The organism is Aureimonas sp. SA4125, from assembly GCF_019973775.1.
Lineage (GTDB): Bacteria > Pseudomonadota > Alphaproteobacteria > Rhizobiales > Rhizobiaceae > Plantimonas.
In genome coordinates, this window is the sequence record NZ_AP025032.1 from 1,178,053 (window position 1) to 1,196,577 (window position 18,525).

An 18,525-nucleotide genomic window follows, 5' to 3' on the forward strand; every position below is an offset into this window, starting at 1 on the left:
CACCATCAGCCTTTAGACGTAAGATGCGGGCGGGTTGCCGACTTTGCTCGGCCGGGTTGCCTTGCCTGGTGTCCTAGCCAAACACGCTCGCTCCGGAATTGGCAGCACCCACGGCGAGACGGAACGGCGCGAACAGCTCGCGGCCGATGCCGAACTCGTTGCCGCTGAGGTCGACTTCGGCGGTCTGGCGCATGGCGAGCTCGGCTGGGTCGACGAGGAGCTCCAGCGTGCCGGCATCGCCATCGAGGCGGATCATGTCGCCCTCGCGGATCTTGCCGATCATCCCGCCGGCCTTGGCCTCCGGCGTCACGTGAATGGCCGCCGGGACCTTGCCGGAGGCACCCGACATGCGCCCGTCGGTGACGAGGGCCACCTTCTGGCCGCGGTCAAGGAGAATGCCGAGGAAGGGCGTCAGGTTGTGCAGTTCGGGCATGCCGTTCGACTGCGGGCCCTGGAAGCGCACCACGGCGATGAAGTCTCCGGTCAGCGTGCCGGCCTGAAAGGCCGCCGAGAGCTCGCCCTGGGTGTGGAAGATTTTTGCCGGCGCCTCGACGAGGCGACGCTCCGGCTTGACGGCGGAAACCTTGATCACGGCGTGGCCGATATTGCCCTGGAGCATGCGCAGGCCGCCATTGGCTGAGAAGGGCTTGTCGCCGGTCGTCAGGACCATGGGATCGCCGCTCTCCGGCGGTGCCGGCTGGCGAATGACGGATTGGCCGTCCGCGGCGAGCTTCGCCTCGATCGCATAGGGCCTGAGGCCCGCGCCCCAGGCCGTGCGGACGTCGTCGTGGAGGAGGCCGCGGTCGAGCAGTTCGCGGATGAGGAAACCCATGCCGCCGGCAGCGTTGAAATGGTTCACGTCCGACAGCCCGTTGGGATAGACGCGGGCGAGCAGCGGCGTCGCGTCCGAGAGGTCGGAAATGTCCTGCCAGGTCAGCTGGATGCCGGCCGCCGCCGCCATCGCGAGGAGATGCAGCGTATGGTTGGTCGAGCCGCCGGTGGCGTGCAGGCCGACGACGCCGTTCACCACGGCGCGCTCGTCGACGACGAGGCCGGCCGGCGTGTACTCGTTGCCGAGGGCCGTGATCGCCAGCGCGCGCTTCGTCGCTTCCTTGGTCAGGGCGTCGCGCAGCGGCGTGTTCGGGTTGATGAAGGAGGAGCCCGGCGTGTGCAGGCCCATGATCTCCATCAGCATCTGGTTGGAATTGGCGGTGCCGTAGAACGTACAGGTGCCCGGCCCATGATAGGATTTGGATTCCGATTCCAGGAGCTCCGGACGGCCGACCTTCCCCTCTGCATAGAGCTGGCGGATCCGCGCCTTCTCGTCGTTCGGCAGGCCCGTGGTCATCGGTCCCGCCGGCACGAAGATCGCCGGCAGGTGGCCGAAGGTGAGGGCGGCGATGACGAGACCGGGCACGATCTTGTCGCAGACGCCGAGATATACGACGGAATCGAACATGTCGTGGCTGAGGCCGACGGCCGCCGACATGGCGATGACGTCGCGCGAAAACAGGCTGAGCTCCATGCCGGCCTGTCCCTGCGTGACGCCGTCGCACATCGCCGGAACGCCGCCGGCGACCTGCGCCGTGCCGCCGACCTCGCGCGCTGCCGCGCGGATGAGTTCGGGATAGCGCTCGAAGGGCTGATGGGCCGAGAGCATGTCGTTGTAGGCGGTGATGATGCCGAGATTGGGCGTCTGGGTGCCGGACAGGCGCTCCTTGTCGGTCGGTCCGCAGGCGGCAAATCCATGCGCGAGATTGCCGCAGGACAGCGTCGAGCGCTTCGGCCCGGCCGCGCCCTTGGCGCGGATGCGGCTGAGATAGAGGTCACGGGTCGGGCGCGAGCGCTCGCGAATCCGGTCGGTGATCTCGTCGATGCGACGGTCTACGGTCATTGGGTCATCCTTTGTCGGGTGAGAGGCGGTCCTGTCGGGAGAGGACCGTCTCGTCGTTCGAAGGCTCAGTCGGTCGCGACAGGGGCCGCATCGGTCGCGAGCGGGGCCCAGAAAATCTCCAGCGGCCGTTCGCGGGGCGCGCGCAACACGGCGCGAATCGGCAGGTCGAGTTCCGATCCCGGACTTTGCGCCGCCTCGAGCACGCCGAGTTTTTCCGCTCCCTCGACATGAAGCACCAGCAGGCGGGCATCGATGAGGCGCGACAGGGTCAGCGTCACCCGCGGCTCGCCGGCGCCGGGCGCGCGCATGATGGCGATAGACTTCGGATTGGTCGGATCGATGGCGGTGGCGAGCGTATCGCCCCCGGGAAAGAAGGAGGCGGTATGCCCATCGGTCCCCATGCCGAGGACGACGACGTCGAAGGGCCGTCCCAGCCCGCCCAGCCGCGCGCAGAGGGTCTCCTCGACATCCTCCGGGGCTTCCGCGGCTTCGTAGAGCGGTTCGAAATGCGCGGCGGCGGCCGGACCCTTCAGGAAATGCCGGCGCAGAAACCCGGCATTGGAGCGCGCGTGGTCTTCGCCGACCCACCGCTCGTCGACGAGCGTGACCGTGACGGCGGACCAGTCCAGATCGATCGCCGAGAGCTTCTGGAGAAAAAGCTCAGGCGTCGATCCACCCGAAACGGCAAGGCTTGCCGAGCCGTTGATGGCGATTCCTCCGGCCAGCACCGCAGCGACGCCGGTCGCCAGGGCTTCCGCCAGCGCCTCCCTCGACCCGTAGCGATGCAGCACGGCGCTCTCCTTCCAGTGTCGGGCCCGGCATGGTGCCGGGAATCTCTCTGCCAAGCACCTCCCGCGGGAGGGACCCGCGCGGTCGCTATTCCGGCTCGTGCCAGGTCCGCCCGTCGCGCTCGATGAGGGCGATCGACGAGGAGGGGCCCCAGGTGCCGGCGGTGTAGCCCTGCGGCTTCAATCCCTTGTCGGCCCAGGCGTTGAGGATGGGGTCGACCCATTCCCACGCCGCCTCGACCTCGTCGCGGCGCATGAACAGCGTCTGGTTGCCGCGGATCACGTCCATCAGGAGGCGCTCGTAGGCGTCGGGATTGCGGGTCTGGAAGGACGCGGCGAAGCTCATGTCGAGAGGCACGTGCCGGAGACGCATGCCGCCGGGGCCCGGATCCTTGATCATCAGCCACTGCTTGACACCCTCGTCCGGCTGCAGCCGCATCACCAGCTGGTTCTGCTGCACATTGCCGGCACTGGCGTCGAAGATCGAGTGGGGGATCGGCCGGAAGGTGACGATGATCTCCGACATGCGCTGCGACAGGCGCTTGCCGGTCCTGAGGTAGAAGGGCACGCCGGCCCAGCGCCAGTTCTCGATCTCGACCTTCAGCGCGACGAAGGTCTCGGTATCGCTGTCGCCGTCGTTCAGGTCGTCGATATAGCCCTTCACCGCCGCGCCTTTGGAGGCACCGGCCTTGTACTGGCCGCGTACCGTCCGCTGCTCGACGTTGCCGGTGCCGATCGGGCGAAGCGCGCGCAGAACCTTCAGCTTCTCGTCCCGCAAGGCGTCGGCATTCATCGCCGAGGGCGGCTCCAGCGCGACGAGGCAAAGCAGCTGCAGCATATGGTTCTGCACCATGTCGCGCAGCGCGCCGGCCTTGTCGTAGTAGCTGGTCCGTCCCTCCAGTCCGACCTCCTCGGCCACCGTGATCTGAACGTGGTCGATATATCCCGACTTCCACACCGGCTCGTACAGCATGTTGGCAAAGCGCAGCGCCATCAGGTTCTGCACGGTCTCCTTGCCGAGATAGTGGTCGATGCGGAAGACCTGCTCCTCGCGGAAATGCCGGCCGATCGTGTCGTTCAGCGCCCGCGCCGATTCCAGATCGCGCCCGACCGGCTTTTCGACGACGAGGCGGGTCTTCTCGTTGGCCAGACCCTTTTCCGCGATCTTGCTGGCGAGGTCGGCAAACAATGACGGGCCGACGGCGAGATAGAACGCGCGGATGCGGTTGGTGCCGACCTCGTCGAGCAGGCCCTTGAGAGCATCCCAGCCGGTGTCGGAACGGGCATCGACCTCGCGATAATGCAGACGCGAGAGAAAGCGGTCGACTGATTCGGAGTCGCGATCCTCCGGCTTCACATAGGCCTCGATCGCGTTCCGGGCGAAGGCGCGATAGTCCTCGTCGGAGATGTAGGTTCGGGAGGCGCCGATGATCCGCGACTCCGCCGGGATCTGCCCGTCATGGTCACGGTGATAGAGCGCCGGCAGGAGCTTGCGCTCGGCGAGGTCGCCGTTTCCACCGAAGACGATGTAGTCGAAAATCTCGACCGGAATGATCTGGCTGGACATCAAGGCCTTTCCCAGCGGCTTTCGCGCTGCGATATGCTAATCGAAACCGATTAGTCTAATCGATTGAAAAACTCCAGTGGATCGAACCTTCCGGAGCGTATCTCTTATGCATGGCAAGCCTCGCGCCAAGCTCTCCTGACGCCGTCACAGCCGATCCCGCAGGGAATACCAGGTCATGGCGAGGAACAGGAGCGGGTGGCGCAAAGACCTGCCGCCCGGAAAAGCCGGGATCTTCAGCGCTTCGAAGTCGGCGAGCCGGTCGCGGTTGCCGGTGATCCGGTCGGCATAGAGCCGGCCGGTAAAGTTCGCCAGCATCACCCCATGCCCGGAAAAGCCGCCGATGGCGGTGATGCCGGGCTCGACGACCCTGACATAGGGCATGCGCACCATGGTGATGCCGACCGATCCGCCCCAGGCATGGGTGATCGGCACGTCCCTCAGATGCGGGTAGATCTCGGCGATCTGGCGGCGGATGTGGTGTGACATGTCGCCGGCGGCCGTCGTGTAGGCCTCGCGGCCCCCGAACAGGAGACGCCCATCGCGAGACTTGCGGAAATAGCGCACGACGAAGCGCGAATCGTCGACGGACTCACCGCCCGGCAGCACGCGATCCGGCTCCTCGAGCGGCGCGGTGGCGCCGATGAAGGAGCGGATCGGCATGATATGGCGCGCCGCCTCGCGGTTGAGATCGCCGCCATGGGCATTGGTGGCGATCAGCGCCCGGTCGGCGCGGATGGTGCCGCGCGCCGTCGTGGCGATGACGCCGCCAACGCCCGTGAGCGAGACGACCGGCGTCTCCTCGAAGAGTTGCGCGCCGGCCTCGGCGGCGACGCGGGCGGTGCCGACGAGAAGCTTCAGGGGATGGATGTGCCCCGTGCCGGTGTCGCGCGTGCCGCCGAAATAGGCCGACGATCCAAGCCGCTCTTGCGTCTCGGCCCGGTCCATTAGCGTGATGTGGGGGTAGCCGTAGCGGGTGGCGAGTTCCTCGGCGTTTTCGGCATAGTCCTTCACCAGCCTCTGCCGGTGCGCGACGGAGAGCTGCCCCTCGGCATAGTCGATGTCGATGGCGTGGACGCTGGAGAATTCGAGGAGATGGGCTTTCGCCTCTTCGGCGAGATCGAACAGCGCCTTCGTCCGCTCGAATCCGTAGGTCGGTTCGAGATCCCCCGTCCACAGCCGATGCCCGGTGTTGAGCTGGCCGCCATTGCGCCCGGACGCCCCGTCGCCGAAGCGATGCCCTTCGAGCACCGCGACGCTGACGCCGCGTGCGGCAAGCTGGGCCGCCGCGGAAAGGCCGGTATAGCCGCCGCCGACGACGAGGACGTCGACCTTGAGGTCGCCGTCGAGCCGAGGATAACGCGGCCTCTCGACGGAATCCTCGTACCAGGAGCGGCCCGGCGAGATCGGCGACTGGTAGTCCGCCATCAGACGCTCAACAGCAGGAATTCGCGTTCCCAGGGGCTGATCACCTGCATGAAGGTCTCGAACTCGCCCCGCTTGATGCCGGCATAGGTGCCGACGAAATCGCGCGAGAAGACGTCATGGAAGGCCGGCTCGGCCTCGAACGCCGCGACCGCTTCGAGGAGGCCGCGCGGCAGCGAGATCACGCCGTCCTCGTTCACCGTCTTGTCGGTCGGCTGATCCGGCTCCAGGCCTTCGGCCATGCCGAGATAGCCGCAGGCGAGCGATGCGGCGAGCGCAAGATAGGGATTGGCGTCGGAGGAGGGCAGGCGGTTCTCGACCCGCCGCCCGGAAGCGTCCGAGGTCGGCACGCGAAACGCCGTGGTCCGGTTGTCGTAGCCCCAGGCGTTGTTGGTCGGTGCCGACATGCCATAGGTCAGCCGCCGGTAGGAGTTCACATAGGGCGCCATCATGATCAGCGCCGCGGGCACGTAGCGCTGCATCCCGCCGATGAAGTTGTAGAACAGCTTCGAGGGCGTGCCGTCGACTTCGGAAAAGATGTTCTGGCCGCTGCGCTGGTCGATCACCGACTGGTGGATGTGCATCGCCGAGCCCGGCTGGCCCTGGATGGGCTTGGCCATGAAGGTCGCGTAGATCCCGTGCTTCAGCGCCGCCTCGCGGATGGTCCGCTTGAACATGAAGACCTGGTCGGCAAGCTCGATCGGATTGCCGTGGCGCAGGTTGATCTCGAGCTGGGCGGCGCCGTCCTCGTGGATCAGCGTGTCGATCTCGAGCCCCTGCGCCTCCGAGAAATGGTAGATGTCGTCGATCAGCTCGTCGAATTCGTTGACCCCGCCGATCGAATAGGCCTGGCCGCTCTGAATCTGCCGCCCGGAACGCCCGGTCGGCGGGGTCAGCGGATAGTCCGGATCGACGTTCTTGGAGACGAGATAGAACTCGATCTCGGGCGCCACGATCGGCTGCCAACCCCGGTTCTCGTAGAGCGCCATCACGCGTTTCAAGACGTTGCGGGGAGTGTAGCCGACGGCGGCGCCCGTCGTGTCGACGAGGTCGCAGATGATCTGCGCCGTCGGATCGCTCTCCCAGGGCACAAGCGACAAGGTCGACAGGTCAGGCACCAGCTTCAGGTCGCCGTCGTTCGGCGAATAGCGGAACTCGCCGGTCTCTTCCGGGTACTCGCCGGAAATCGTGTGCATGAACAGCGCCGAGGGCAAAGCCAGCGAGGTGTTGCCGGTAAACTTCTTCGCCGGCATCATCTTGCCGCGGGCAACGCCGGCAAGGTCGGGCGTGATGCATTCGAGGTCGTCGATGCCGCGGACCGCAAGCCACTGCGCAGCCTCGGCCATCGACTGCACGCCGCGCGTGGAGTCGAGGAAGGTCGGGCGTGGTTCCTCGTTCAGGCGGAAACGGGTCATGTCCCGCTTCGAGGGTCCCTGCATCTGGAGGGACGACGCGCTGCCGTCACTCGACCCGCGCTTGGGCTTTTCGCGTTTGATCTTCGGCCGCGCACTCAAGGGCGGTCTCACGTTTCTGGGGCGGTCTGCCATGCAATCTTTCGGGCTACTCGATTGCCGGCCAGCATAGACGCTTGGCGTGAGGCGGGAAAGACGCCCCGACAAAGTGCGCTTCCCGGCCCACGGGCCGATTGACGTCCCGGATTAAACGTAGCTACATTAAATAATGAAGATCACCTTCGATCCGGCGAAGCGTGAAAAGGCTCTGCGCGAGCGCGGGCTGGATTTTCACCGCGCGTCGGAAGTCTTCGATGGTGCGTTCACGTCTGCCCCGGACGATCGCTTCGACTATGGTGAGACCCGCATCATTTCTGCAGGATTTCTCGACGGTCGCATGGTCGTGGTCGTGTGGACGCCACGGGGAGAAACCCGGCACATCATTTCGATGAGGTATTGTCATGCCAAGGAAGAAAAGCGCTGGCGAAAGCGATTGGATTGATCCCGACGACGCTCCGGAATTGACGGACGCGTATTTTGACCGGGCGGATCTCTACCACGGCGAGGTTCTGGTCCGGCGCGGCCGCCCGCCGCTCGATGCGCCGAAGCGGCAGGTCACGCTGCGGCTGAGCCCGGAGGTGATCGACCACTTCAAGGCCGGCGGGCCCGGCTGGCAGACCCGGATCGACGACGCTCTGCGACAGGTGATCGCCGCCAAATAGGCACAGCCGGAGGCCACCAGGTAAGCGCGGCCGGAGGCCAGGTAAGCGCGGCCGGAGGCCAGACAGGCGCGGCCGGAGGCCAGACAGGCGCGGCCGGAGGGGCGCGCGATCGAAGCGACGCGCGCCCCTCCGGATTTTGGCCCTTTCAGCCTTCGCCCAGAGGCGGGGCCGGAACGAAAACGGTCAGCCGTTCGTCTTGACGATCACCGGGATCAGCAGATCCCCCCAGTTGCCGTTGCCCGAATGATGCCGCGCCGAGCGCACCAGTTCGACCGAGACGCCGGCCTCGACCGCCTTCATCACCGACTGGTTCAGCCGGTGCAGGTCGTTGGCGAGCATCCGGATCGCCGTCTGCTGCGCCTCGTCCATGGCCGAGGACTGCTCCTCGGCGCGTTCCTTGACGCGGGTGCGGGGGCGGTTCGTTTCCAGCGAAATCGCGCTCATCGTTTCTCTCCTCGATTGTCTGTTGATGCGTGGGAGCGGGCCGGGCGCCTATTCCGCGGCCTGCAGCGAGGGCGGCGAGCGGAACTGCGCGCTCTCGGTCGATTCGCCCATCGCCGTGGTCGACGAGGTGCCACCGGAGATCGCCATCGACACGGCGTCGAAATAGCCGGTGCCGACCTCGCGCTGATGCTTCGTCGCGGTATAGCCGACGGCTTCCGCGTCGAATTCGGCTTGCTGCAGCTCGGAATAGGCCGCCATCTGCCGGTCCTTGTAGCCGCGGGCGAGCTCGAACATGCCGAAGTTCAGCTGGTGGAATCCGGCCAGCGTGATGAACTGGAACTTGTAGCCCATGGCGCCGAGCTCCCGCTGGAACTTGGCGATCGTCGCGTCGTCGAGATGCTTCTTCCAGTTGAAGGATGGCGAGCAGTTGTAGGCCAGCATCTGATGCGGATGCTCGCGTTTCACCGCCTCGGCGAAACGCCTGGCCTGGTCGAGGTCGGGCTTGGACGTCTCGCACCAGATGAGGTCGGCATAGGGCGCATAGGCGATGGCGCGGGCGATGCAGGGCTCGAGGCCGTTGCGGATGCGGTAGAACCCCTCCGCCGTGCGATCGCCGTCATAGTCGACAAAGGGCCGATCGCGCTCGTCGATGTCCGAGGTCAGGAGCTTTGCCGCCTCGGCGTCGGTGCGGGCGATGACCAGCGAGGGCACGCCCATGACGTCGGCGGCGAGGCGCGCGGCGGTGAGGTTGCGGATGTGCGCCTGCGTCGGGATCAGAACCTTGCCGCCGAGATGGCCGCATTTCTTTTCCGACGCCAGCTGATCCTCGTAGTGGACGCCTGCCGCGCCCGCCTCGATGAAGGCCTTCATGATCTCGAAGGCGTTCAGCGGACCGCCGAAACCGGCCTCGGCATCGGCGACGATCGGCGCGAACCAGGTGTCGACCGAGTGCTTGCCTTCCGCCTGCTCGATCTGGTCGGCGCGCTGCAGGGTCCGGTTGATCCGCCGGCAAAGCTCCGGCGCGGCATTGGCCGGATAGAGCGACTGGTCCGGATACATCGCGCCGGCGGTGTTGGAATCGGCGGCGACCTGCCAGCCCGAGAGGTAGATCGCCTTCAGTCCCGCGCGAACCTGCTGCATCGCCTGGTTGCCGGTCATGGCGCCCAGCGAATTGACGAAATCCTCCTCGTGCAGGAGCTGCCACAGCCGGTTGGCGCCGTTTTCCGCCAGCGTATGCTGGATCTGGACCGAACCGCGCAGGCGCTCCACGTCCGCCGCCGAATAGGCGCGGGTCACGTGATCGAAGCGGCCGGCAGGCGCTGTCGGAACAAGGTTGTAAAAATCGGTCATCGCGGCTCTTCTCCATCGGTCCGTTACGCAATGTGACACGGCGGTCTGTATCGCGTTCCATCACTGGATAGGCTGGTGCCGGCGCCGCAGACAGAAGATACTGCTTGATCTCGCGTGCTTTCGGGTCGGCTTGTCGGCGTTTGTGACAGCCGCGATTGTCATTTTGTAAAAGCCTGTCAGACTTCTGCAGCGACAATGCCGCGGGGCATGCGGTGTGGCGGGGCGACCACAACGCCGCGATTTCGGCGCAAGTTGATAGTTTTGCAGCATAATCGCGGAACCGCTTCATGAATTTAAACACATTTCGGCGATGCTTGCGCTTCACCCCGGCAGATGGCCGGATGTCGCGTGGAGTGAATGGCCATGGCCGTCGCAGTGCTTCGTATCGTCAAGGCCGTGAAGGCCGTCACTTCGGCGTTTGGTTCGGGCTACCGGCCGGAAGAGCATTACATGCGCGGACCCGGTCCCGCCTTCCGCAAGCGCTTCGGCACCGACACCCGCAGCTGAGTTCAGCCGGCGCCCAGAAGCGGCCGCCACGCTGATGGCCGAGAACAAGATCTTCGCCGGCCCGCAGATCCGCCGCATCCGCACCGGCCTCGGCCTGACGCAGACGGCGATGGCAGAGGCGCTCGGCATTTCGCCGTCCTATCTGAACCTCGTCGAGCGCAACCAGCGGCCGCTGACGGTCCAGCTGATCCTGAAACTGTCGCAGACCTACGACGCCGATCTGTCGGGCCTGCGGGGTGGCGACAAGGACGGGCAGGTCGCCGACCTTCGCGCCGTTTTCGCCGATCCGCTCTTGGCGGGGGAACTGCCGGGCGAGCAGGAACTCGTCGAGATTTCAGGCACGGCGCCGAACGTCGCCGCAGGGATCGCAAAGCTCTACCGCGCCTATCGCGAGCAGCACGGCCGCCTCAGCGACCTCGCGGACCTGCTCGCCGGCGAGGGCCGCGGTATCAGTCTGGCCGGCGCCCGCATGCCGATCGACGAGGTGCGCGACGTCTTCGAGAACCGGCCGAACCATTTCTCCGCGATCGAATCGGCCGCGGAGACCTTTCACCAGTTGCTCGCACCCGGCGACGACCTGATGGGCGCGCTGAAGGGCTGGCTGCGCCGCGAGCACGAGGTCTCGGTGCGCGTCCTTCCGGTCGATACCATGCCGAACTGGCGCCGACGCTTCGACCGTCATTCCCGGCGCCTCTTCCTGTCCGAGCGCCTCGGTGCCGCCGACCGGTTGCGCGAAGTGGCGATGGAGGCGGCGCTTCTTGCCTTCGGTCCGGTGATCGAGGCGGAGAATGCGACCTTCACCTTCGCCAGCGCCGAAGCCGTGCGGCTCGCGCGCTACGAACTCGTGCGCTATGCGGCCCTCGCTCTGATGATGCCCTACGCGCCCTTCCAGGCCGCCGCTCTTCGTGCCGCCTACGATATCGACGTGCTTTCCGGGCGCTTCCAGGTGTCGTTCGAGCAGGCCGCCAACCGCCTCACCACTCTGCAGCGGCAAAGCGCGCCGGGCGTCCCCTTCTTCATGCTGGAGGTGGACCATGCCGGCAACCGCTTCCGCCGCGCCGGCGCGCGCGGCTTTCCCCAGAAGCGTTTCGGCGGCGCCTGTCCGAAGCTGTCGCTGCACGACGCCTTCTCGCAGCCCGGCCGCGTTCTCGTCGATGTCGTCGAGATGCCCGGCGGCGATCAGTACCTCACCGTGTCGCGGACGCTGGAGGGACTGAACGCGGGTTATGCCGAGCGGCCGCGCCGCACCGCGCTGATGCTCGGCTGCGACATCGCCTTCGCCGGCGAGACTGTCTACGGCCGCACGCTTGGCGAACGTCCGGCTACGCTCGGCATCGGTCCGGCCTGTCGTCTGTGCGAGCGCCAGGCGTGCCTTGCCCGGGCCGAGCCGCCGCTGACCCGCCCGCTCGGTCTCGACGAGATGGTCACCGGTCTCGGCGCCTTCGATTTCCAGTAGCGCCGTTTGCCAGTTTCGCGCCGCGCCGCTATTTGGGCGTCATTGGATGATGCGACAGGCTCCGGGGGCCTTGCGGCTTTCGGGGTCAGGCAAAGGGTACGGCGGACATGGACCAGCGCGTGGAGCAGAAGGCCAAGACACAGGGCCTCGAAGATACGATGACGCGCGAGGGCTTCGTCGCCAAGGCCGTGCAGAAGATGGTCGACGGCGCCGAGAAGTTGAACCTGAAGCACTCGGCGGTCGGCAATCCGGCGGTCTACCCGACCGACGATTTTCCCTGGGCGCGCGAGGTCGAGGCCGAATGGCGCCTGATCCGCGCCGAGCTGGACAAGATCCTGGTGCGCAAGGGTGAGCTCCCGGCCTTCCACGAGATCTCTTCCGAGGTTCGCTCGATCTCGTCCGACCAGAACTGGAAAACCTTCTTCCTCTGCGGCTACGGCATCACCTCGGAAACGGCGATCGCGCAGTGTCCGGAGACCTGGCGCATCCTGCAGAAGATTCCCGGCATGAAGTCGGCGATGTTCTCCATCTTCGAGCCCGGCAAGCACCTGCCGCCGCACCGCGGCCCCTACAACGGCGTCCTGCGCTTCCATCTCGGCCTCGTCGTGCCGGACCAGCCCGACAAGATCGGCATCCGCGTCGACAAGGAAGTCTGCCACTGGAAGGAAGGCGAGGCGCTGATCTTCGACGACGCCTACGAGCACGAGGCCTGGAACCACTCCGACAGCGTGCGCGTGGTGCTGTTCGTCGACTTCGAGAAGCCGCTGAACTTTCCGGCCAACCTCACGAACAAGGCGGTCCTGAATCTCGCCATGTTCACGCCCTTCATCCGCGAGGGCTACAAGGCGCACAAGGCCTGGGAGAAGATCTTCTACGGCGCCGGCCAGAAGCACCGCTAGGCTGCGGGATGGCGGACTTACCTGCGGTCTCTCCTGACGGTTGGCGTTCGATGACGGCGGCCGATCTCGACGGCGTGAAGGCGCTGTCCGACCGCATCCATCCCGGTCTCGTGGAGCGGCGGGAGGTCTTTGAAGATCGGCTCGCGGTCTTTCCGGCCGGTTGCCTCGTCCTCGTCGCGGCTGGGGAGATCGCCGGCTACGGCATTTCGCATCCGGCGAAACTGCGTGAGCCGCCGCATCTCGACCGGCTGCTGGGCAGGCTGCGGCCGGACGCCGACAGCTATTACATCCACGACGTCGCCCTGGCGCCCGAGCAGCGCGGGACGGGTCGGGCGGTCGAGGGAGTAGCGAGGCTGCTGGCCGTCGCGGCGGCCTATCCCGCCGCGGCGCTCGTCTCCGTCTACGGTACCGCGCCCTTCTGGGCCCGGTTCGGCTTTGACGACACAACCGCGACGATGCCGCCCGGCCGCCTCGCGCCCTATGGCGACGACGCCCGCTACATGATCCGGAAGAATTCCGATTTTGCCGGTCGATCGCGCGACTTCGCACTGCGAAGGGACTAGGCAGGCGCTGGCAGATGCTGAATAGTAAGGCTCTTCAGCGTCCGTGCCCTGCGGCCCGGACACGCCGAGCGCGCCTTCCAACGTTCAGAACGAGGTCGACCCTTGATGAAGTCCCGTCTTGCCGCGGCCACCGCCGCCGCCGTGATCATCGCAGCCACATACTCTGCCTCGGCGCAGGAAAAGGTCGTGCGGATCTACAATTGGTCAGACTATATCGACGATTCGATCCTGAAGGATTTCACCGCCGAGACCGGTATCGAAGTCGTCTACGATACCTATGACTCCAATGAAATTCTGGAGACCAAGCTGCTGGCCGGCGGCACGGGCTATGATGTCGTCGTGCCCTCGGCCGAGTTTCTGTCGCGCCAGATCTCGGCCGGCGTGTTCCAGAAGCTCGACCCGGCAAAGCTGACCAATATGGGCGAGATGTGGGACGTCGTGCAGACGCGCGTCGCCGTCTACGATCCTGAGAATGCCTACTCGGTCAACTACATGTGGGGCACCACCGGCGTCGGCATCAACGACAAGAAGGTCGCGGAAGCCCTGCCGGACGCGCCGACCGATTCATGGGCTCTGGTCTTCGACCCGAAGAATGCCGAGAAGCTCGCATCCTGCGGCATCGACATGCTGGATACCGGCAACGAGCTCATCCCGGCAGCGCTCAACTATCTCGGGCTCGACCCGAACTCGACGAGTGCCGAGGACATCGACAAGGCGCGCGACCTGCTCGTCGCGGTGCGTCCCTTCGTCCGGAAATTCCACTCGTCGGAATACATCAACGGCCTGGCCAATGGCGATATCTGCGTCGCGGTCTGCTATTCCGGCGACATCTTCCAGGCCAAGGCGCGGGCCGCCGAGGCGGGCCAGGGCGTCGAGATCAGCTACCGCATCCCCAAGGAGGGAGCGCTGATGTGGTTCGACCAGATGGCCATCCCCGCCGACGCCCCGCATGTCGACAACGCGCTGACCTTCATCAACTACATGATGCGCCCGGAAGTCATCGCCAAGGCGACCGACTATGTCAGCTACGCCAACGGCAACAAGGCGTCGCAGGCGCTGATCTCCAAGGAGATCCTCGACGACAAGGCGATCTATCCGGACGAGGCGACGCTCGCCAAGCTCTATACCAAGCAGCCCTACGACGCGAAGACGCAGCGTTTGGTGACCCGGGCCTTCACCACCGTCAAGACCGGCCAGTGATCGCCGCGTCCTGATCCTCCCCCGGCCGCCTCCGCGCGGCCGGGCTCTCGATGCTCCCGGCAGGATGGGCGCGCGCCATGGCAGTGACGACAAAGTCTCTCGGCAATATCCGCCGAAGTTTCGAACCGTGGAGCGATCCGGCGCAGAAGCCGCTGATCGAGGTCGACAAGGTCACGAAGAGGTTCGGCAATTTCACCGCCGTCGACGACCTGACGCTCCACATCTACACCCGCGAATTCTTCGCGCTGCTCGGCCCTTCCGGCTGCGGCAAGTCGACATTGTTGCGCATGCTGGCCGGCTTCGAGACGCCGACATCGGGCGACATCCGGCTCGACGGCAAGAGCCTCATCGGCATGCCGCCGCACAAGCGGCCGCTGAACATGATGTTCCAGTCCTACGCCCTCTTCCCGCACATGACGGTGGAGAAGAACATCGCCTTCGGCCTGAAGCAGGACGGGATGGCGAAGTCGGAGATCTCCGACCGCGTCGGCGAGATGCTGAAGCTCGTGAAACTGGCGCCCTTCGCCAAGCGCAAGCCGCAACAGCTGTCCGGCGGGCAGCAGCAGCGCGTGGCGCTCGCCCGCTCGTTGGCCAAGCGCCCGAAGGTCCTGCTCCTCGACGAGCCGCTCGGCGCGCTCGACAAGAAGCTGCGCGAGGAGACGCAGTTCGAACTGATGGACCTGCAGCAGGATCTGGGCCTCACCTTCATCGTCGTCACCCACGACCAGGAGGAGGCCATGGTCATGGCCGACCGCATCGCCCTGATGCGCGAGGGGAAAATCGCGCAGGTGGCGCCGCCCGCGGTGATCTACGAGGCGCCGTCCAACCGCTACGTCGCCGATTTCATCGGCCATGTCAGCCTGCTCGACGGCATCGTCGAGGGGCGGCGCAACGGGCTCCTGCGGCTCGCCGCCGCCGGCACGATGGTCGAGGCGGAGGCCCCCGCGGACTTCGCGCCCGGGACGCCGGCCGCCTTCGCCATTCGCCCGGAAAAGGTGAAGATCACCCGTCAGCCGCCGGCCGATCCTGCCGTCAACGCGCTGCACGGGCAGATCTGGGACATCGCCTATTTCGGCGATGTGACGCAGTTCAACGTCAAGCTCGCTTCCGGCGACATCGTCCGGGCGACGACCATCAACGCCATGCGAAGCGCCGCCGAGCCGCTGACCTGGGACGACGACGTCTGGCTGACCTTCGCGCCGGATGCCGGCATCGTCCTGACGCACTGAGGGCACCATGGCCGCCAACCCGTCCGCCAACCCGTCCGTCCGGCCGGTCTCCCGCCTCTACCAGACGATCGTCATCGGACTGCCCTATCTCTGGCTCGTCCTGTTCTTCCTGGCACCGTTCCTGATCGTCCTGAAGATCTCGCTGTCGGAGACGGCGATCGCGATGCCGCCCTATCTCCCGGCCTTCGCGCTGGATTCGGTCTCCGGCTTCATGGCCAATCTGCAGAAGCTCGACTTCGCCAACTATGTCTGGATCTTCGACGATCCGCTCTATCTCAACTCCTACCTGTCCAGCCTGCGCATCGCGGCGATCTCGACGGCGGCGACGCTCCTCGTCGCCTATCCCTTCGCCTACGGCATGGCCAGGGCGCCGGACGCGATCCGGCCGATCCTGCTGATGCTGACCATCCTGCCGTTCTGGACGAGCTTCCTCATCCGCGTCTATGCTTGGATCGGCATCCTGAAGAACGAGGGCCTGCTGAACCAGTTTCTGCTCTGGACGGGGGTGATCTCGACGCCGCTGTCGATCCTCAATACCGAAATGGCGATCCATATCGGCATCGTCTATTCCTACCTGCCCTTCATGGTGCTGCCGATCTATGCCAGCCTCGAGCGCATGGACATCAGGCTGATCGAGGCGGCGAACGATCTCGGCTGTCCGCCGATCAGAGCATTCTGGGCGATCACCGTGCCGCTGTCGCTGCCGGGCGTCCTCGCCGGCGTCTTCCTCGTCTTCATTCCGGCGGTCGGCGAGTTCGTCATTCCCGATCTGCTCGGCAGCTCCAACACGCTGATGATCGGCAAGACGCTGTGGGACGAGTTCTTCTCCAACCGTGACTGGCCGGTCGCCTCGGCCGTCGCGGTGGTGCTTCTCCTGGTGCTCGTCGTCCCGATCATGGCGTTCCAGCGCCTGCAGGCGAAGGCACCGGCATGAGACAGCGCTGGACCTCCTTCAACATCCTCTGCCTGATCCTCGGCTTCGCCTTCCTCTACGTGCCGATCGGCCTGCTCGTCCTCTATTCCTTCAACGCCTCGCAGCTCGTCACGGTCTGGGGCGGCTTCTCGACGAAATGGTATGGCGAGCTCCTGCGCAACAGCCAGATGCTGGACGCGGCCTGGGTGACGATCCGCGTCGCGCTCTTGTCTGCGACATGCGCCACGATCCTCGGGACGCTGGCCGCCATGGCGCTGGTGCGCTTCACCCGCTTCCGCGGGCGGCTGCTGTTTTCGGGCCTGATCTACGCGCCGCTGGTGATGCCCGAGGTGATCACCGGCCTGTCGCTGCTGCTGCTCTTCGTCGCCGTCGATTTCAACCGCGGATTCTGGACGCTGACCATCGCCCACATCACCTTCACCACCTGCTTCGTCGCGGTCGTGGTGCAGTCGCGCCTTGTCGCCGTCGACCGGTCGCTGGAGGAGGCGGCGCAGGATCTCGGCTGTCCGCCGGGCAAGACCTTCTTTCTCATCACCCTGCCGGTGATCTGGACGGCGGTGGCCGCCGGCTGGATGCTTGCCTTCACGCTGTCGCTCGACGACCTCGTCATTTCGAGCTTTGCCACCGGCCCCGGCGCGACGACGCTGCCGATGCGGATCTACAGCCAGGTGCGCCTCGGCGTGACGCCGGAGATCAACGCCATCTGCACCATCCTCATCGCCGTCGTCTCCGTCGGCGTGATCATCTCGGGGATCCTCACCAAGCGCGACGTCGTCCGGCGCGCGCGCGACGAACGGCTCGCCGCCGGCGGCTGACGGCCGGCGTTCAGCTGCATCCCCACGGTGGCTCCCGGCCGTTCATCCCCCGCAGGTGCATTCCTTCTGCTGGGCAGCGAGGATCGCGTCGAACACGGCGTCGGCGGCGCGGCTCTGCGGATCGCCCTTCTCGCCGGCGGCACGCTGGAGATAGTCGAGCGCCTCGATATCGGCGAAGGCGGAGGCCAGCGCCAGCCGTATGCCGTCGCCGCCCGGCGTCGGCGATGGGGCGCGAAGCGCGGCGCGGGCAGCAAAGAGGCGCGAGAGAACGGGCTCGGTGGGGGCCGGTTCGGTCACCGCCGGAAGGCTCTCGTCGGCGACCGGCGCAAGGAAACCGGCGGACCGTGCTGCGCTCAAAAGATCGTCCACCGCCGCGGCACGATCGTCGGACTCGGCAAGAACGCGCGGGATGGACGCCTTCAGCGGCGGCAAGTCGGGATCGCTGGCGCCCGTCCCGGCGCCGGGGTTCGGGGTCGTGTCGGCGCGCGACAGACCGGCCGAGGGGCGCAGGCCCGGTATGGCGCCGGTCGGCGCCTGGTCGAGCAGCGCGGAGGGTCGATCGACCGGTGCAAAACGGGGCGCCGCGACAGGCTTCATCGCGGCAAAGGCGGCATCGATGGAGTTCAACGCAGCATTCGATTGGGTCGCCAGCAGCGATTGCAGCCGCGCCGGGTCGTTGCCTGCGCGCGTGGCAAATTTTCGCAGCGTCATGACGTATTGCGGCACGCCATTGCAGAGATAGGGCGTCGGCTTTTGCGAGAGATAGTCGGAGAGGTCCGTCCGCAGGCGCTCGGCCACCCAGCGCGCGTCGGCACTCGGTATCGGCCGCCCGCGGCTCTTGGCGAGCGACGACGCCGCGGCCAGCGCCGCCATTTCCGCCCGGCTGCGGGAAGCCGGCTTCGGCGTGAAGATCGTCATGCCGGGAAGCGACAGGTCGCCGGCCGGCCCCGTTTCCGCCCGCGCGGAAGAGGATGGTCTCTTCGATCCGGCAAGGGCCGCGAACTCGGTCTCCTTGATCCTCCGCAACGCCGCCTGGTAGCGGCCGACGCAGTCTTCGCCGGTGCCCGCCCTGTCGTCGCCCGGCTTCCGGCGACCGGCGGGATCGCGCCCCGGACCGGCAGGGGAGACCTTGCCCATCTCGGCGATCGAACCGCTGGACGCAGCCATGGCGGGCGCGAGCGGCAGCGCGACCATGCCGGTCAAGAACGTGGCGAAGGCCAGTCGTGCGGGGGAGAAAGCGAATTTGGCCATGGCGACAACTCGGTGCATCAGGGTTGGACGTCG

18 protein-coding genes are annotated in these 18,525 nt (G+C 66.3%); 10 read left to right on the forward strand and 8 right to left on the reverse strand.

Annotated elements, in window-relative coordinates; genetic code table 11:
- Positions 1-73 precede the first annotated feature (73 nt).
- From edd to Sa4125_RS05405, 5 genes are all read right to left on the reverse strand, one after another.
- Positions 74-1,894, reverse strand: coding sequence for a phosphogluconate dehydratase (edd, locus tag Sa4125_RS05385; protein ID WP_224004505.1), 1,821 nt, complete (start codon positions 1,892-1,894; stop codon positions 74-76).
- A 65-nt stretch (positions 1,895-1,959) separates the two neighbouring features.
- On the reverse strand, positions 1,960-2,685 hold the full coding sequence (gene pgl, locus Sa4125_RS05390) for a 6-phosphogluconolactonase (protein WP_224004508.1): 726 nt from the start codon (positions 2,683-2,685) through the stop codon (positions 1,960-1,962).
- A gap of 85 nt (positions 2,686-2,770) precedes the next feature.
- Positions 2,771-4,249: a glucose-6-phosphate dehydrogenase gene (gene zwf / locus Sa4125_RS05395; RefSeq protein WP_224004511.1), complete on the reverse strand. Its 1,479-nt coding sequence runs from the start codon at positions 4,247-4,249 to the stop codon at positions 2,771-2,773.
- 144 nt (positions 4,250-4,393) lie between these two features.
- Positions 4,394-5,674, reverse strand: a complete 1,281-nt coding sequence (locus Sa4125_RS05400) for an FAD-binding oxidoreductase (protein ID WP_224004514.1) — start codon at positions 5,672-5,674, stop codon at positions 4,394-4,396.
- Positions 5,674-7,086 carry a glutamine synthetase family protein gene (locus tag Sa4125_RS05405; RefSeq protein WP_224004518.1) on the reverse strand — a complete coding sequence of 471 codons (1,413 nt, stop codon included), beginning with the start codon at positions 7,084-7,086 and terminating at the stop codon, positions 5,674-5,676. Before Sa4125_RS05405 ends, Sa4125_RS05400 begins: the two co-directional genes overlap by 1 nt.
- A 265-nt stretch (positions 7,087-7,351) precedes the next feature.
- On the opposite strand from Sa4125_RS05405, the gene Sa4125_RS05410 reads away from it, so the two are divergent.
- On the forward strand, positions 7,352-7,624 hold the full coding sequence (locus Sa4125_RS05410; RefSeq protein ID WP_224004521.1) for a BrnT family toxin: 273 nt from the start codon (positions 7,352-7,354) through the stop codon (positions 7,622-7,624).
- 19 nt (positions 7,625-7,643) lie between these two features.
- Positions 7,644-7,844, forward strand: coding sequence for a BrnA antitoxin family protein (locus Sa4125_RS05415; protein WP_267461357.1), 201 nt, complete (start codon positions 7,644-7,646; stop codon positions 7,842-7,844).
- A gap of 183 nt (positions 7,845-8,027) precedes the next feature.
- Here the strand turns inward: Sa4125_RS05415 and Sa4125_RS05420 are convergent, their stop codons facing one another.
- Positions 8,028-8,288 carry a hypothetical protein gene (locus tag Sa4125_RS05420; RefSeq protein WP_224004527.1) on the reverse strand — a complete coding sequence of 87 codons (261 nt, stop codon included), beginning with the start codon at positions 8,286-8,288 and terminating at the stop codon, positions 8,028-8,030.
- A 48-nt stretch (positions 8,289-8,336) separates the two neighbouring features.
- A complete protein-coding gene (gene aceA, locus Sa4125_RS05425; protein ID WP_224004530.1) occupies positions 8,337-9,638 on the reverse strand; it encodes an isocitrate lyase in 1,302 nt (433 codons plus the stop codon).
- A gap of 363 nt (positions 9,639-10,001) precedes the next feature.
- On the opposite strand from aceA, the gene Sa4125_RS05430 reads away from it, so the two are divergent.
- The 8 genes from Sa4125_RS05430 (at position 10,002) to Sa4125_RS05465 (ending at position 17,241) form a co-directional block, all read left to right on the forward strand.
- Complete coding sequence (locus tag Sa4125_RS05430; protein WP_224004533.1) at positions 10,002-10,145, forward strand: hypothetical protein; 144 nt, start codon at positions 10,002-10,004, stop codon at positions 10,143-10,145.
- Positions 10,146-10,179: 34 nt separating this feature from the next.
- Positions 10,180-11,601, forward strand: coding sequence for an XRE family transcriptional regulator (locus Sa4125_RS05435; protein ID WP_224004536.1), 1,422 nt, complete (start codon positions 10,180-10,182; stop codon positions 11,599-11,601).
- 158 nt (positions 11,602-11,759) lie between these two features.
- Positions 11,760-12,500, forward strand: a complete 741-nt coding sequence (locus Sa4125_RS05440; RefSeq protein ID WP_224007552.1) for an aspartyl/asparaginyl beta-hydroxylase domain-containing protein — start codon at positions 11,760-11,762, stop codon at positions 12,498-12,500.
- A 50-nt stretch (positions 12,501-12,550) separates the two neighbouring features.
- Positions 12,551-13,063, forward strand: coding sequence for a GNAT family N-acetyltransferase (locus tag Sa4125_RS05445; RefSeq protein ID WP_224004539.1), 513 nt, complete (start codon positions 12,551-12,553; stop codon positions 13,061-13,063).
- Between the two features lie 105 nt (positions 13,064-13,168).
- Entirely contained in the window at positions 13,169-14,263 is a 1,095-nt protein-coding gene (locus Sa4125_RS05450; RefSeq protein WP_224007555.1) for a polyamine ABC transporter substrate-binding protein, read from the forward strand.
- A 77-nt stretch (positions 14,264-14,340) separates the two neighbouring features.
- The gene (locus Sa4125_RS05455; protein ID WP_224004543.1) at positions 14,341-15,492 is read left to right on the forward strand and encodes an ABC transporter ATP-binding protein; all 1,152 of its coding nucleotides are present in this window, start codon (positions 14,341-14,343) and stop codon (positions 15,490-15,492) included.
- A gap of 7 nt (positions 15,493-15,499) precedes the next feature.
- Complete coding sequence (locus Sa4125_RS05460; protein WP_224004546.1) at positions 15,500-16,426, forward strand: ABC transporter permease subunit; 927 nt, start codon at positions 15,500-15,502, stop codon at positions 16,424-16,426.
- Positions 16,423-17,241 (forward strand): ABC transporter permease subunit, encoded by an 819-nt coding sequence (locus Sa4125_RS05465; protein ID WP_224004550.1) that lies wholly within the window; start codon positions 16,423-16,425, stop codon positions 17,239-17,241. Before Sa4125_RS05460 ends, Sa4125_RS05465 begins: the two co-directional genes overlap by 4 nt.
- A 42-nt stretch (positions 17,242-17,283) precedes the next feature.
- Here Sa4125_RS05465 and Sa4125_RS05470 read toward each other — a convergent pair whose 3' ends face one another.
- Entirely contained in the window at positions 17,284-18,492 is a 1,209-nt protein-coding gene (locus Sa4125_RS05470; protein WP_224004553.1) for a hypothetical protein, read from the reverse strand.
- Positions 18,493-18,525 lie beyond the last annotated feature (33 nt).